Consider the following 16,034-nt stretch of genomic DNA (forward strand, 5'->3'; position numbering starts at 1 on the left):
CTTGGCACAGCGCAGCAGTCCGGAACGGTAAGCTGAGCAAAGGGGACATCGCCGATCATGGCAAGCCATGACAACAAGAAAAAGACGATCCTGTATGCCGATTACAGCGAACGGAATACCAATGCGGCCCGCGAAGCTGTAAAGCCGCTTGGCTTTGGCAGTTTTGTTCATTGCGATGATCGTGAACGCACCATTGCAATGATCGCCGACCTTAAACCCGACATCGTTTTGATTGGCCTTTATCTTGACGGCATGCGCGGTATTTCCACCATTAAGGGAATCCGCGAAAGTGCCACAGACGCCAATCCCTTCGGGCGCAACGTCCCGATCCTGCTGGGGGCCCCGAAACTTGATCGCCGCGGCATGCGCGATGCCGTCAATGCCGGGATCGAAGGTGTTTTTCGCCAACCTGTTGATCCCAAGCGCCTGACCAAAATCATCGAGATGGTCCTTAAAAAGCCGCGCCGTTTTGTACTTGAAGAAAATTACTTTGGCCCTGCCCGCCCACAAGACCTTGCCAAAATGACCCCGCAAGAAGCCCGAATTGCCGGGGGCGCGCAAGACGCCACACCTACGCCAGAGAAAATTGAACCAGAGAAAACCGAAGCCAATGCGTCAGTAACGCTTTCCGATCCGTCCACAGTTGTGCCCGCTGCCACAACGTTCGAAACAGTCAAACAACCGGCCGCCACCAAGACAAAGTCGGTCGCATCGCGCAAGCCGACTGCCAATCTTGACCTTGCCGATACCAGGCCCCGCCTGAACGGCGCGGGACAAACGTTTGATGACAACGAACTGGTCGGAGCGCCAAGCACAAAGGACAAACGCACCGGCGCGCAAAATATCGCAGCGGTCCAGTCCGCACGTGAGGTCCTTGGCCCATCATCTGCTGTGCAGGCAACCGAGAATGATGAAACCGCGACAGCAGAAACCGAACCGCAAGAGGACGTTACCGTCGATGAGGAAGAACTCGTCGAGATTGATCTTCAGGAAGCCTTGGTCGGGCACAAGCTTTGGGTTGATACCGGTGGTAAGGAAGGCGCGGTAATGTCGATCGAACATGCCGATCTGCGCGACGCCGAACTCGAGGGCATTGATCTTAGCCGCTGTGGCCTGCCCTTTGCCAGTTTCCAACGTGCGAATTGCAAGAATGCGGTTTTGCGTCGTTGCAACCTGGTCGCGGCGGACTTTGTTGAAAGCAATCTTGATAACGCCAATCTGGCGGCAAGCCGCCTTTCGGGGGCGCGTTTTAACAAGGCGGTGATCCGCAATACAGTATTCTTGGGGTCTGACCTGTCAAACGCCAACTTCAGTGGATTGCGGATGGTGAATTGCGACCTGAGCGGCACCAACCTTGCAGGAACGGACTTTCGCGATACAGACCTGAGCGGCACCCGTGGCCTTTTTGCCGAGCAAATCCAGCGCGCCCGCGTCAATGCCAACACGCGCCTGCCCCGCAACATCAAGCTTCGCGATTAGGTGCCGAAGAAAGTGTACTAAGGTCACAGACCATATGTAGACTTGGAAATTTGAAATCAGGGGCAAACGGGGCGGCAAAATCACCAATGACACGAAACCCGAGTGATTCGTAAAACCGCCTGGCCGACAAGGTTGAATAGCATTCAAACCGTGTTACGCCGTTAGCCTGTTGTGCATCCGTAACACAGCGATCAAACAGCATGCTGGCAACCCCTTTGCGGGCATGGTCCGGGTCGACGGCAAAATGGCGCACATGGGCAAGACCATCTTGAACATCGCCCTTGTTGCTTCCGGGGCGTGCTGCCGTCCAACCGCCCGCCCCGATAACATCGCCACGATCTGTCTTTGCCAGATAATAGGTTCCCGATGCCAGAAGGTCAAGATTGGCCTTCGTTAGAAATGCCATCCCCCGGCGCAGGGTTTCAGGATCATAGTCATTGACCAGAAGTTTGGCGTAGGAGCGTTCAAACAACGCACTGATAGCGTCTGTATCAGAAGGCCTGGCGATATTCAGTGTGATGTCGGCCATCTAAACTTGTGCCCCTAACGTCGGCCAAACATCTTTTCGATGTCGTGAAGCTTCAGCTCAACATAGGTCGGGCGGCCATGGTTGCACTGCCCGGAATGCGGGGTGGCTTCCATCTGGCGCAAGAGCGCATTCATTTCATCGGCATTCAACTTGCGCCCGGATCGCACCGATCCATGACACGCCATGGTGGCACAGACATACATCAGCCGATCCTTAAGCGCCATGCCCTGACCCAGTTCGGCGATCTCATCAGCCATGTCGCGCACAAGCGCACCAACATCGACCTTCCCCAGCATGGCGGGTACTTCGCGGACTACGATAGCACCGGGGCCAAACGGCTCTATCACAAGGCCAAGCTCGGCAAATTCCTCGGCCCGTTCACCGATGCGATCAGCGGAAGCCTCATCCAGTTCGACAACTTCAGGCAGCAACAATCCCTGTCGCTTGACCCCGCTTTCAGCGAGATCGGCTTTCATCCGTTCATAGACAATGCGTTCGTGGGCTGCGTGCTGATCAACAATCACAAGACCATCGCGGGTTTGCGCGATGATGTAATTGGCATGGACCTGCCCACGTGCAGCACCCAGCGGGTGATCGACGAACTTGCCGTCATCGGCGATATTATCAATGCGTGCTGATGGTGCGGCGGCGTCATAGCCCCCCGAAAGGGCAGCTGCGGCAGCCCCGGCAAAGCCATCATCAGCGATATTAGCGCTACCATCCGTCCCGCCGAACTCGCGCCCGCGATCAAACAGACCGCCATAGCCTGCCTGCGGATCGCCCGGCGCCTGGGCGGCATAATTGCGTTCAACAGCGGCGTGGCTTGGAATATTTGGCTGATACTGGCCGATGTTAAAGCCGCTGCCGGTCCCGGTGCGGTTTCCGCCACCATAAGGAAGTGAGGATCCCTCACCTTCGCGGCGAACCGCCCCCAATGCCATGTCAGCCACGGTGGTCGAGGCGCGGTGCCCGGCACCGGCCAGCGCATGTTTCAGCGCCCCGACAATCAGGCCCCTTACCAGCCCCGGATCACGGAACCGGACTTCGGTCTTGCCCGGATGGACGTTGACATCAACATCGCGCGGTGTGAGTTCAAAAAACAGTGCCAGTAACGGATGGCGATCGCGTGCGAGAAAATCCTGATAGGCGCCCCGCACCGCACCCTGCAACAGGCGATCCTTGACCGGGCGGCCATTGACAAACATGAATTGCATCTGGGCATTGCCACGGTTCAATGTCGGCACCCCGGCATAACCGGTCAGCTTGATGCCTTCGCGCTCGGCTTCGATCTGAAGGGCATTTTCCTGAAACTCCCGGCCCATCACAGCACCAAGGCGTTTAAGGCGCGCATCAAACAAATCACCTTCGCAGGCCGGGTAATTCAAAATCGACTTGTTGTTATCCCCGGTCAGGGTAAAGCCGACATCCGGTCTCGCCATCGCCAGACGGTCCATGATTTCGCGCGCATACATCTGTTCGGTCCGCGCGGTTTTCAGGAACTTCAAACGCGCCGGGGTGGCATAGAAAAGATCGCGCACCTCAACCCGCGTGCCATAGGGATGGGCGGCCGGTTCCGGTTCGCCCTTGGCCCCGCCTTCAATCGCCAACATCCAGGCATTTTCAGAGCCCCGCACCCGGCTGGTCAATCGCATGCGCGACACCGAGCCGATGGAGGGCAAGGCTTCACCGCGAAAGCCCATAAAACCGATGTTAAACAGATCATCATCAGGCAGCTTTGACGTTGCGTGGCGTTCAACCGCAAGCGAAAGCTCCTCGGGCGTCATGCCCCGGCCATCATCGGTGATCGACAGCAACGTCCGCCCACCATCACGCAAATTGACATCAACGCGCGTCGCCCCGGCATCAAGCGCATTTTCCACCAGTTCCTTCAGCGCAGCCGCAGGGCGTTCGACCACCTCACCGGCGGCAATCTGGTTGATCAGGTTCTGTGGCAGGACGCGTAAAGTCATGAAGGCGATGCTCGTGATGGTTATTTTGGTTGAGATGAACCTACCAAAGCACAAAGCGCGGCGAAATCTCTTTCACCGCGCTTTGATCAAATTGGTTTGAAACCGCCCCTAGAAAGCAAGATCACCTTCTGGTTTGCCCACCACCGTGACGGTAACATTTTCCGGGTCCATCAGACTTGCGGCCACCCTGTTGACGTCATCAAGGCTGACCGCATCGACCATGGCGTTGCGACGATCAAGGAAGTCCATGCCAAGATCTTCTTTCTGCATGCCGACCAGCATGCCCGACAGATTGCCAAGGCTGGTGAAGCGCAGCGGGAAGGCCCCGGTCAGGTAGGATTTGGCGTTATCAAGTTCTTCCTGAGAAACGCCATTTTCTTTCATCTTGCTCCATTCCGTGCTGATCAAAGACAGGCTTTGGCCAATCGCGTCATTACGCGTGGCTACCCCGCCCATCATCATTTCGGCGTGATCAAGATCGGCAAGGTAGCTGTAGACACCATAGGCAAGCCCACGCTTTTCACGGACTTCCTCGGTCAGGCGCGACGAGAACCCGCCGCCGCCAAGGATGTAGTTCATCACATAGGCGGCATAGAAATCCGGGTCCTTGCGTTTGATGCCTTTCTGGCCCCAGATCGCCTGACTTTGCGGGATATCCTGCTGCACCACATCAATGGCGCCGAACTGCGGGGTCACGTCAGAGACTTCTGGCAGGTCGCTGTTATCGGGCAGACTGCCAAAGGCCTCATCAAGCAGAGGGCCAAGTTCTTCGGCGGTGATGTCCCCTGCCACGCCGACAATCAGATTGTCCTTGGCAAAGGCACGACGAACAAAATCGCGAAAATCGTTGGCGTTCAGATTTGCCACGGTTTCAAAGTTACCTGATACCGGTCGGGCATAGGGATGGTCGCCAAAGATTGATTTAAAGAAGGTCCGGCTGGCGATATCACGCGGGTCATTTTCAGCATGTTTAAGCCCCGATACGATCTGTGCACGGATGCGCTCGACCGCCTCCGCATCAAAGCGCGGTTCGGATAGGGCCAGACGCAACAAATCAATTGCAGTTTCACGTTCACGGGTAAGCGTGGTCAGCGAGCCCGAAAAGTCATCGCGACCGGCATCAAAGGACAAGCTGATCGACCGGTTTTCCATCTCGCCGCGGAAGGTCTGGCTGTCCATTTCGCCAGCGCCCTCGTCAATCAGACCGGATACCATATTGGCAAGACCAAGCTTGCCTTCAGGATCGGTCGCAGCCCCGGCACCGGTAAAGGCGATATCCATCGTCATCAGCGGGTTCATGTGATCTTCAATCAACCAGGCACGAATGCCCCCGTCAGAGACAACCTCCTGAACTTCGACCGCCTGGGCCCTGGCCGTCAGACCAAAGCTCAGGACTGAGGCAAAGGCACATGCGGTGATCTGTTTGATGAGTTTGTTCATATCAATGCACTCCTTCGCCAGAGGTGATCGGCAAGGCCGCACCACCGCCCGTTATCGGCCCGTCCTTGGACGGCATCAACCATCCGGTGACCGATTTTTTATCATCGAACACGCGTTTGGCGGCTTCATTGACCTGATCAATCGTGACCGCTTCGACCCGCTCCGGCCAGCTTTCGACCTGATCGACGCTAAGCCCGACCGCAAGTGACTGGCCGAGCACACGCGCCCCGGCAGAAAGAGAATCCCGGGCAAAGACCGCACTATCAAGAAGCTTTTGTTTGGCCCGATCCAGTTCATCTTGCGTCACGCCATCGTTAATGACCTTGGCAATTTCGCCATCAACAGCCTGTTCAAGATCGGCCAGATCGACATCACCACGCGGCACGGCATAGACCCCGAAATTGGCCAAATCGACCGCAACCGGGTTATAGAACGTGCCAACACTTGATGCGATTTCCTGATCAACCACAAGCGACTTGAAGAAGCGGCTGGTGGTGCCAGATCCGATGATTTCACTTAGCACATCAAGTGCTACGGCATCAGCGGCGCGCTCGGTATTATAGGATGGTGCCAGATAATAGCGCGACCAGGATGCCTGCCCAACGCGGGGATCATGCATGGTGACCTTGCGCGGGGCGTGCTGAACCGGCTCTTTGACCCGCTTGCGGGTCATGTCCTTGCCGCGCGGAATGACGCCATAGTATTTTTCCGCCATCGGCAACAGTTCATCCATCGTGATGTCGCCTGCGACCACCAGAATGGCGTTATTGGGCGCATACCAATCGCGATAGAATTCAAGCGCGTCTTCGGTTGAAAGTTGTTCCATCTCATTAAGCCAGCCGATGATCGAACGACCATACGGATGGGCCATGAAAAGCGATGCGCGCATCTGTTCGCCCAGAAGCGCGCCCGGGCTGTTATCAAGGCGCGACCGGCGTTCTTCGATGATCACATCACGTTCGGGCAGAACGACATCATCTGAAAGCTGAAGGTTGGTCATCCGATCCGCTTCCATTTCCATCACAAGATCAAGCCGATCGCGTGCGATGTTCTGGAAGTATCCGGTATAATCCCAACTGGTAAAAGCGTTGTCATTTCCGCCGTTGCGCGCAACGATTTTTGAAAAATCACCCGGCGCAATTTTGTCAGTGCCTTTGAACATCAAATGTTCAAGAAAATGGGCGATGCCCGAAACGCCTTCGGGTTCATCAGCAGAGCCGACCTTGTACCAGACCATATGGGTGACGACCGGTGCACGGTGATTTTCCACCAGCACGACCTGCATGCCGTTTTCAAGCGTTGCTGTTTGCGGATTGAAAACAGCTGCGTTCAAAACACCGGGGGCAAGCGCGATGGTCATTGCTGCCAGCAGGGTCACAGCCAACCGGCTGCGAATTTTTGATCGGAAATTTTCAGGAATTCTCATTATGGCGTCCCATTCCAATTCAGGCATGGTGGTGCAAACAGATTGCATCGATGCGCACAGCAACAGTGCATCAGCATCGGTTGGAATTTCTTAAGAACCGAATATGACAGAACAAGGGCGCGAAACCATCGCGCCCTTGCCTCAAGGTCCAAATTCATTCACATAATCGTCGTGACGGGGTTGGCTTAGAAAATATCTTCCAGCCAGCCTTTTTGCTTCCGTTCGATCACAGGGGTGTTTTCACCACCGGAAACGCTGTCGCCCAATGCCTGCTGGTCGCGGATGCGTTTGGCTTCGGCAGATGGATTAACCACCGACCCGAAGTCCGGGTTTTGCTGCCAGAACAACAGATCATCGACGAAGCTTTCGCTTTCGGAAATAAAGATCGAGGTTTCACGATCCACCGTGTTGCGAATTTTCGGATCGGCATATTGCGCACCGGATGCCGACAAAAGGGCCACTTGTCCCTTGCTGCGCTGACCTTCGGTAATGTCGCGTTTGACGCCATTGGGGTCTTCACCCACCAGAATACGGCGTGCCTGATCCGTCGTTGACCCGGTCTGCGGGCGCGCGGCCCCCGGTTCGGGAACACGCAGCGTAAAATCAGGCGGCAGGCTTAGCGGTGCACGCGAGACAACCGCGAACTCATCGGGAGCCTGTTTGTTCAGGCCAAAGGTTTCACGCGTTGATTCACAACCGGAAACACCAAGCGCAAGTCCGCCCAGCAATGCAATTCTGAAAATATTGGTCGTCAGTTTCCGGGCCATTTCGTGCCTCATTACCACTCTGCCACCGGGTGTTTCGACCCGGAGAAAATTCATCAGGTAGATTTTTTACCGCCAAAAAGAGAATCGATCAACAGTAGCGCAGCACCAACCGTGATTGCACTATCGGCAATGTTGAATACCGGCCAGTGATACCCGGCAACATGAAGATCAATAAAGTCAGTAACAGCGCCATGGCGAAGTCGATCCACCAGATTGCCAATCGCCCCGCCAATGATCATTGCCAGGGCAAAACGCAGCATGGAATCACGTGTTCGCCACATCCAGACACCAAACCCGATGGTAATGGCGGCTGTCACGGCGATCATGACCCAGGGTGCTTGCCCCTGAAACAGGCCAAACGACACGCCCGGATTCCAAGCCAGCACAAAATTCAGGAATGGCGTGACTTCAATCACGCGAAACGGGTTGGACAGACCATCAATGGCAAGCGCCTTGGTCCATTGGTCGACACCAAAGATAACGGCAATGACGATCAGACCAAACACAAAGGCACGATTTTTCATCAACACTCTTTCCGACTTGCCGGGATGCGCCCCGCCATCTGGCAGGGCGTTCCCATGTGCCACCTTTATTCGGCGGCAATTCCCATTTCATCGACAGCATCAGCACAGCGGTTACAAACGGTTTTGTGTTCCGCGTGATCGCCGACTTCTGGCAAGGTCTGCCAGCAACGTTCACATTTGGCACCCTCTGCCAATCCCGGCACAACACCGACACCTGCAACATCATCAAGGGTATAGGCACCAGCTGGCGCGTCACCCGTGATCAGTTCGATGTCAGATGTAATGGCGATTTCGGCAAGATTAAGGCCCTCAAGCGCCTGAACATACTCGGCATCAGCATAAACCTTTGGCGCGGCATCAAGGCTTGCGCCAATGCGTTTTTCCGCACGTTCAAGTTCCAGCGCACCGGTCACAACGCGACGCAGCTTGCGGATCTTGGCCCACTTGGTTGCCAGTGCTTCGTCTTTCCAGCCATCCGAAACCGTGTTGAAGGTTTCAGAATGGACCGAGCTTTCCGCACCATAACGCGCACGCCATGCTTCATCAGCGGTAAAGCACAGAACAGGTGCCAACCAGCGCACAAGGCAATCAAACACGCGATCCATCACAGTGCGTGCTGCCCTGCGACGCAGGCTGCTTGGTGCGTCGCAATACAGCGCGTCCTTGCGGATATCGAGATAGAAGGCCGACATGTCGAGTGCACAGAAGTTATGCAGTTCGATGAACATGCTGTGGAAGTCGTAATCTGCGGTCGTTTTACGCACCATATCGTCAAGATGGCTCAGACGATGCAGAACCCAGCGTTCAAGTTCCGGCAGTTCATTATCAGCAACTTTTTCGGCATCGCTGAAATCGGCAAGATTGCCAAGCAGGAAACGCAGGGTATTGCGCAGACGACGATAGATGTCGGAATGGCGCTGAATGATTTCATGGCTGATGCGCAGATCATCATGATAATCCGAACTCACCACCCAAAGACGCAGAATGTCAGCACCCAGCTTGTTGATGACATCGTTTGGCGCAATCACGTTGCCCAAGGATTTGGACATCTTGCGACCATCGCCATCAAGCACAAAGCCATGGGTCAGAACCGCTTCATAAGGTGCGCGTCCACGGGTACCACAGGATTCCAGAAGCGAGCTGTGGAACCAGCCACGATGCTGGTCTGATCCTTCAAGATAAAGATCGGCCGGCCATTTCAGGTCCTGACGTTCTTCAAGCACGAAGGCGTGGGTCGAACCGGAATCAAACCAGACGTCCAGAACGTCGGTGACCTGTTCGAAATCATCGGCGTTGTATTTGTCGCCAAGGAAATACTGCACATCGCGGGTGAACCATGCATCGGCCCCTTCTTCGCAGAAGGCTTCGTAAACACGATCAAGGACTTCCTGATCACGCAGCGGCTGACGGGTGCTTTTTTCGATGAATACCGTGATCGGTACACCCCATGCACGCTGGCGCGATACGCACCAGTCCGGACGGTTGGCGATCATGGAATGCAGGCGGTTACGACCGGCATCCGGGACAAAGCGGGTTTCATCAATCGCCTTAAGCGCCTTTTCACGCAGGTCATTGTCCTGCATGGAGATGAACCACTGCGGCGTGGTGCGATAGATCACCGGTGCCTTGGAACGCCAGGAACACGGATAGGAGTGCTTGAGACGCCCACGCGACAGTAGCGCGCCAACTTCGATCAGTTTGGCAATGACCGCTTCGTTGGCCCCGGCTTCCTTGCCGTTTTCATCATAGATGCGTTCACCGGCAAACAGCGGTACGGTCTGATAATAGGCACCGTCGCCATCAACCATTTCCGGAACTTCCAGACCATATTTCAGACCGGTCTGGTAATCGTCCGGGCCGTGGGTCGGTGCGGTATGGACAAAGCCGGTACCGGTATCGGTCGTGACATAGTCAGCCGCCAAAAGCGGCACGTCAAAGTCATAGCCCTGACCGCGGAACGGATGGGCAGCAAGCGTGCCTTCAAGCTCGGCCCCCGTGAAGGTTCCAAGAACCTTGTGGCCGGTCACGCGACCGTTTTTGCACAGGTCTTCAAGAAGATCGGTACAAACAGCCATTTTCTCGCCGACCTTCGACCAGGCTTCCTCGGCGGTTTCAGTGACTTCGATGACAGAATATTCAATCTCTTCGCCATACGAAATCGCACGGTTGCCCGGAATGGTCCAAGGGGTCGTGGTCCAGATGACGATGGTCGCATCTTTGAGCAGATCAACCTTGGTGTCGGTAACCGGGAAACGGACATAGATCGTTTTGGACGTATGGTCGTGATATTCGACTTCGGCCTCAGCCAAGGCGGTTTTTTCCACCACCGACCACATGACCGGTTTGGAGCCCATATAGAGCGAACCGTTCATCAGGAACTTGCCAAGTTCACGCGCGATCGAAGCTTCTGCCTTGAAATCCATGGTGACATAGGGATTGTCCCAGTCGCCCATCACGCCAAGACGTTTGAATTCCTCGCGCTGGATATCAAGCCATTTCTGGGCAAACTCGCGGCACTCCTTGCGGAATTCGGCAATCGGAACATCGTCCTTGTTTTTGCCTTTTGCGCGGTATTGTTCTTCGATCTTCCATTCAATCGGAAGGCCGTGGCAATCCCAACCCGGAACGTAAACAGCGTTCTTGCCCAGCATCTGCTGTGAACGGGTGATGACGTCTTTCAGGATTTTGTTCAGTGCGTGACCGATATGCAGATGACCGTTCGCATAGGGCGGGCCATCATGCAGGACAAACATTTCACGATCTGCCGAAATACCGCGAATTTTGCCGTAGAGGTCCTCGTCTTTCCACTGCTCAAGCAGCTTGGGCTCCATCTTTGGCAAACCCGCCCGCATCGGGAAATCGGTCTTGGGCAGGATAACGGTCTTCTTGTATTCGACACTCATCGTGACGGTCCTGTCGTCTTGAACAAATATAAAAGGGCGAACCCCCAGTGATCTTGTGAGCTGATCTTGCGAAAAGCGCGCGGATCATAGCGGGTTCGTCAACAAATTCAAATCTTGCCGAGAATATCCTTGGCAGCGATCACATCCGCAGCGATCTGGGCTTTTAAGGCATCAAGCCCGTCGAACTTCTGTTCCCCGCGGATAAAGCCGTGCAGGCGCACACGAACACGGCGGTCATAGATGTCCTGATCGAAGTCAAACAGGTGCGCTTCAAGGCCGGCTTCATCATCGCCGCCAAAGCTTGGCCGGACACCAATGTTGGCGACTCCGGGCACCCAACATTCGACGGTATGGTCATCTTCTTTCGAAATCAGGCCAAGCTCGATGGCATACACGCCAAATTTCGGACGCAAATGGTTGCCCAGGGCAACATTGGCCGTCGGGAAGCCAATCGTCCGCCCACGGGCATCACCATGGGCGACTGTCCCGGCAATTTCCCAAGGGCGCCCCAAAAGATGGCAGGCATCTTCTGGTCGGCCCTCACGCAGGGCTTGGCGGATCGCGGTTGAGGAATAGATAACACCGTTGTCGTGGGTCACAGCACGCACCGCCGTGACACCAAAACCGGATTTTTCACCAATCGCGCGCAGCAAATCAACATTACCTGCCCGCCCCTTGCCAAAACAGAAATCCCAGCCAACCACGACATGCCGGGCCCCAAGGCCCGTGACCAGAACCCGCTCAATGAATTCTTCGGCAGTCATGGCGGCGAAATCGCGATTGAATTCGACTTCATAGAACAGATCGATATCGATACTGCCCGCAGCGGTTTGGCGGTCCTCGGCCGAAGTCAGACGAAATGGCGGATCATCGGCACGAAACAGCATGCGCGGATGGGGTTCAAAGGTCAGGATCGCAAGCGGAACACCAAGATCACGGGCAATCGCGCGCGCCTGATCGAGAAGCGTCTGATGCCCCAGATGCAGTCCATCAAAATTGCCGATCGCCACAACGGCACCGCGCGCATCATCGGTCAGGTTCTCAAAAGATCGAAAAACGCGCATTCGCGCCGGTCTCTCTTTGCTGCTTAACTCATCCGTGTTGGCCGACCCCATATCGGCAAATCCAGCAGGCAGCTATATAGGGCGCGAACCCAAAGCGTAAAGACTTTTCCGTCAAAAAAGCACTGCTGGCCTAATCAGGCGCGACTTGGCACCATGACTGTCGACTCGCCAGCGATTACGCACAGGTCCCCGACATAGCAGTTGGTTTCCAGAATGGCGCGTTTTTTCGCCGGCATGATTTCACGCACGACGACCCTTGCTGTCACGGTATCGCCAATGCGAACCGGGGCCTTGAATTGCAGGTTCTGGGACAGATAAATCGTCCCCGGCCCCGGCAGTCGGGTCCCCAGCACGGTGGAAATAAAACCGGCAGAAAGCATGCCATGGGCGATGCGCCCGGCGAACATGGTGGTTTTGGCAAATTCCTCATTGAGGTGCACCGGGTTGTTGTCACCCGTAATTCCGGCAAACATCACGATGTCGGTTTCGGTCACGGTCTTGCCATAGCTTGCCGTCAGACCAATTTCCAGATCTTCAAGAAAAAGCCCCTGAAGCCCATCACGTTCGTTCATTTCCTTCGACCCCTTATCCTGTTGCGCTGCGATTTGCATCGCACTGTTCGCGCTTATGATTATTTTGCAATGCAATATTTGTAATATTGTTGCGCAATTTTGGAAATGGGCAATGCATATTTCGTCGAATGGCCAATTGTCAGCCGGTTGAAATTCTTGGAAACAAGGACATATCAGGGACTTGCCCCTTAAGAGAGCACAAAAACCAAAAGACGAATGCAGTAGGAAACGCCCCATGAACAATACCATTGCCGACACCTATGAGATTGCCATGGGTCGTTGGAGCCGCCGCCTGTCACGCAGTTTTCTTGATTTTGCCGCAGCCCCATCCTGCGGGGCGTTCGTCGATGTGGGCTGCGGAACCGGCAGCCTGACACTTGCAGCCGCCAACCGGTATCCAGATGCCCGCATTGTCGGCATCGACCTGATCCCCGATTACCTGACCGATACGCTTCGCGACGAAGCGCCAAATATCGAACTTAAAGCCGGTGATGCGGAAAACCTGCCGTTTGAGGCGAACAGTTTTGACAGTGCCTTCTCGCAGCTCCTGCTTAATGATGTTGAGAACCCGGCGAAGGTCACAGGTGAAATGATGCGCGTTACAAAGCCCAACGGACAGATCGCAGGGTCTGTTTGGGATCGTTCTGGCGGGCTAACCTTTATACGCCTGTTCCTTGATGCGGCCGCGGTTCTGGCGGGCATCGAAGGCGAGAAACTGCGCAGCGAGATTTTCGACGTTCCCTTTAAGGATGAAGATGGTCTTTATGATTTATGGTCCGATACCGGATTGCAGGAAATAGATACGACAACCATCGCAGTACGCATGGATTTCATTGACTTCGATGACTACTGGCAGTCCCTGATGGGTTCTCACAGCCTGATCCGCAGCTTTTTTAACCGGCAGTATGCCGAAATGGCCTACGACATTCAGCAGGCAACCCGCCTGGCGTATCTTGGCGGGAAGACCGACGGACGGCGATCATTTGTCGCATCAGCCATGGCCGTGCGCGGTGTGGTTCCGACGTAAGATCGGCAGCCATTCAGGGTTGGCGGAACGGCAGCCATAATACGCCAAGCAGGCTTTGGCTGTTTTTGTCGCGGAACTCTTCCAACCCGATTTGCATGTCGTGATCATTGGTCTTGGTATGATCAATATAACTGACAAACAGGCGATCCCAGATGGACAGGATGTTGCCATAGTTGCTGTTGGTTTCGGTCATGTCGCTTGAATGATGCACACGGTGCATATCGGGCGTCACGATCAGAAAACGTAAACTACGATCAAGGCTTTTGGGTAAATGCACATTGCCGTGGTTAAACAGGGCAAAGCCGCTCAGCATGCTTTCATAAATCACCACCGCCCAGGGATCCGCCCCGATCAGCAGAACAAAGAATGATTTATAAAGCGCAGACGCCACGATTTCGAACGGGTGAAAGCGCACAGCAGTCGAGACATCAAATTCAACATCACAATGATGCACGCGATGAAACCGCCAGAACAGCGGGACGATATGGGTCAACCGATGCTGCCAATAGACCGCACAATCAAGAACGACAATCGTGACCAGCCCGCCCAAAACAGCAGGCATTCCGATCAGGTTATTTATCCCCGCACTGTTTTCCTGCGCCCAGATCGCCGTTGCAATCATGGCAGCGCCGACAGTGAAACGCGCAAGTCCCGCACTTACCAGCAGCAAACCAAAATTGGTCAACCAGCGCATCGGGCGACGCACGACTTCCTTTGGCCGATAGGGGGAAACCGCCTCCCACAGGGCCATCACCGCCAAAATGGCGGCAAAGATTCCCAGTCGCAGTAATCCGTTCTGATCCATATCAGCCCTGCCTTGAACGATGTGATTAACAGCATTCATGCCGCTCTGAAGTGATAGCGGATAACACTACATACAAACAACATCTTGCGCGTCGCAGCTTCATCACCTTTATGTTAAGTAGGGAGTTGTTGTCGCCAAAGCACGTATCTTGGCCAGTTAAAATTCAGATCAGGGGGGCCTATGCCAGAACGCTCGGGACATTATCGGACACTTATGCTTGGCCTGTTTGCAACCCTGTCGTTTTCCGGTCTGGCCCATGCGGATGGTCCGCCCTTTGATCTGCCGGTTGATTGCCCGGACAATACCTGCGACATCGTCCACTATGTCGATCATGATGCGGGCCCCAACATTCGCGATTATGCCTGTGGCACCACGACATATGACGGCCATCGCGGAACCGACTTTGCCATCCCGGACGAAGCAACCATGATTGACGGGGTATCCGTGCGCTCCATCGCCGACGGCACGGTCGTTGCCCTGCGCGAAGGGGTCGAGGATATTGATTCCGGCCGTATCGCCCAAAGCGGCCTTGAAGGCGTTGAATGCGGTAACGGCATTCTGATCGACCATGATGATGGCTGGCAAAGCCAGTATTGTCACCTCCGCCGGGGATGGGTTGCGGTTAAAAAGGGCGACCGGGTCAGCCGGGGGCAGATCATTGCCCGTATCGGCATTTCCGGACAGGCCACGTTCCCGCATCTTCACTTCAACCTGCGCAAGGACGGACAACTGATTGATCCGTTCAGTGGCACGGCCATGGGGGCAAGCAACCAGAATGACTGCAATGTCGAGAATGCAGCATTATGGAGTTCCGGTGCCCGCGCCCAGCTCAGCTATAATGAAATCACGCTTTATGGGCATGGGTTCTCGATGGCGCGGCCAAATGCCTCGGACCTCAAGCGCGGCTATGGCAAGGACCAGGAACTGCCAAACACCAGTCCGGGGCTTTATTTCTGGGCCTATCTGATTGGTGCGAATGATGGTGATGTGATCCGCATGAGCCTGCAAACCCCCGAAGGGAAAGGCGGACACCGCGACTTCACCATCGATCTGCCCAATGACGCCGGGCCAAGGGCCAAGTGGTTCTTTATCAATATGGACCGTCCCGGAAAAATCTGGCCTGCAGGAACCTATAATGGTGAAATCACCTTTACCCGTGCAGGCAGCGCACCGCGTCTGATCGGGCAAAGCGATCTGACCATCCGTTAGGCCAAAAACGTATTCATATGACCAAGCCAGTGATGTGAATGCGTTTTGATCCGACGGCGTTTTTCATTTACACAGCTGCAGAAAGCCGCTGTTGTTTTTCGAATGAAATTTCCCACATCAGACATAAGCTGGAGGCCGCATTGGCAGCCTCTGACGTTTTGATATCCGTTTGCAAGACGGGGATGTGATATCTCCGTCCGGAAGCCCGGGTTAATGGTCCTGCTTTCAATTTAAGTTGCCTTGCTTGTATGCCGGGAATTAGAATTGAGACAGAAACCTGCAATAGTTGTTGGAACTATTGAGCAAAGCCCCAAGAAAT

13 protein-coding genes are annotated in these 16,034 nt (G+C 54.9%); 3 read left to right on the forward strand and 10 right to left on the reverse strand.

Translation table 11 applies throughout. From position 1 onward, the window contains the following. The first annotated feature begins 57 nt into the window (after window positions 1–57). Complete coding sequence (locus JF44_RS19840) at window positions 58–1,479, forward strand: pentapeptide repeat-containing protein (protein WP_052065441.1); 1,422 nt, start codon at window positions 58–60, stop codon at window positions 1,477–1,479. On the opposite strand, the gene JF44_RS0104355 is transcribed toward JF44_RS19840, so the two are convergent. The 9 genes from JF44_RS0104355 to JF44_RS0104395 all read right to left on the reverse strand — a co-directional run bounded on the left by JF44_RS0104355 (window position 1,463) and on the right by JF44_RS0104395 (window position 12,674). Further along, entirely contained in the window at window positions 1,463–2,008 is a 546-nt protein-coding gene (locus tag JF44_RS0104355; RefSeq protein ID WP_033067746.1) for a GNAT family N-acetyltransferase, read from the reverse strand. The two genes, JF44_RS19840 and JF44_RS0104355, sit on opposite strands and share 17 nt — an antisense overlap. 14 nt (window positions 2,009–2,022) lie before the next feature. After that, entirely contained in the window at window positions 2,023–3,978 is a 1,956-nt protein-coding gene (gene mutL / locus JF44_RS0104360; protein WP_033067747.1) for a DNA mismatch repair endonuclease MutL, read from the reverse strand. A 108-nt stretch (window positions 3,979–4,086) separates the two neighbouring features. Next, window positions 4,087–5,418 (reverse strand): M16 family metallopeptidase, encoded by a 1,332-nt coding sequence (locus JF44_RS0104365; RefSeq protein WP_033067748.1) that lies wholly within the window; start codon window positions 5,416–5,418, stop codon window positions 4,087–4,089. A 1-nt stretch (window position 5,419) separates the two neighbouring features. Further along, entirely contained in the window at window positions 5,420–6,844 is a 1,425-nt protein-coding gene (locus tag JF44_RS0104370) for a M16 family metallopeptidase (RefSeq protein WP_033067749.1), read from the reverse strand. 185 nt (window positions 6,845–7,029) lie between these two features. Beyond that, window positions 7,030–7,611, reverse strand: coding sequence for a DUF3035 domain-containing protein (locus JF44_RS0104375; RefSeq protein ID WP_052065458.1), 582 nt, complete (start codon window positions 7,609–7,611; stop codon window positions 7,030–7,032). Window positions 7,612–7,664: 53 nt separating this feature from the next. After that, a complete protein-coding gene (lspA, locus tag JF44_RS0104380) occupies window positions 7,665–8,135 on the reverse strand; it encodes a signal peptidase II (protein ID WP_033067924.1) in 471 nt (156 codons plus the stop codon). A 65-nt stretch (window positions 8,136–8,200) separates the two neighbouring features. After that, complete coding sequence (gene ileS / locus JF44_RS0104385; protein ID WP_033067750.1) at window positions 8,201–11,038, reverse strand: isoleucine--tRNA ligase; 2,838 nt, start codon at window positions 11,036–11,038, stop codon at window positions 8,201–8,203. A gap of 107 nt (window positions 11,039–11,145) precedes the next feature. Then, on the reverse strand, window positions 11,146–12,102 hold the full coding sequence (locus tag JF44_RS0104390; RefSeq protein WP_033067925.1) for a bifunctional riboflavin kinase/FAD synthetase: 957 nt from the start codon (window positions 12,100–12,102) through the stop codon (window positions 11,146–11,148). Between the two features lie 134 nt (window positions 12,103–12,236). Continuing rightward, a complete protein-coding gene (locus JF44_RS0104395) occupies window positions 12,237–12,674 on the reverse strand; it encodes a MaoC family dehydratase (protein WP_033067926.1) in 438 nt (145 codons plus the stop codon). A gap of 235 nt (window positions 12,675–12,909) precedes the next feature. Between JF44_RS0104395 and JF44_RS0104400 the strand changes: the two genes are divergently transcribed. Beyond that, window positions 12,910–13,701, forward strand: a complete 792-nt coding sequence (locus tag JF44_RS0104400; RefSeq protein WP_033067751.1) for a class I SAM-dependent methyltransferase — start codon at window positions 12,910–12,912, stop codon at window positions 13,699–13,701. A gap of 13 nt (window positions 13,702–13,714) precedes the next feature. On the opposite strand, the gene JF44_RS0104405 is transcribed toward JF44_RS0104400, so the two are convergent. Further along, window positions 13,715–14,506, reverse strand: a complete 792-nt coding sequence (locus tag JF44_RS0104405) for a sterol desaturase family protein (protein ID WP_033067927.1) — start codon at window positions 14,504–14,506, stop codon at window positions 13,715–13,717. A 180-nt stretch (window positions 14,507–14,686) separates the two neighbouring features. Here JF44_RS0104405 and JF44_RS0104410 point away from each other — a divergent pair, with 180 nt between their 5' ends. Further along, the gene (locus tag JF44_RS0104410) at window positions 14,687–15,715 is read left to right on the forward strand and encodes a M23 family metallopeptidase (protein ID WP_033067752.1); all 1,029 of its coding nucleotides are present in this window, start codon (window positions 14,687–14,689) and stop codon (window positions 15,713–15,715) included. Window positions 15,716–16,034 lie beyond the last annotated feature (319 nt).

The organism is Thalassospira australica, from assembly GCF_000763295.1.
In the GTDB taxonomy this organism is placed as follows: Bacteria; Pseudomonadota; Alphaproteobacteria; order Rhodospirillales; family Thalassospiraceae; genus Thalassospira; species Thalassospira australica.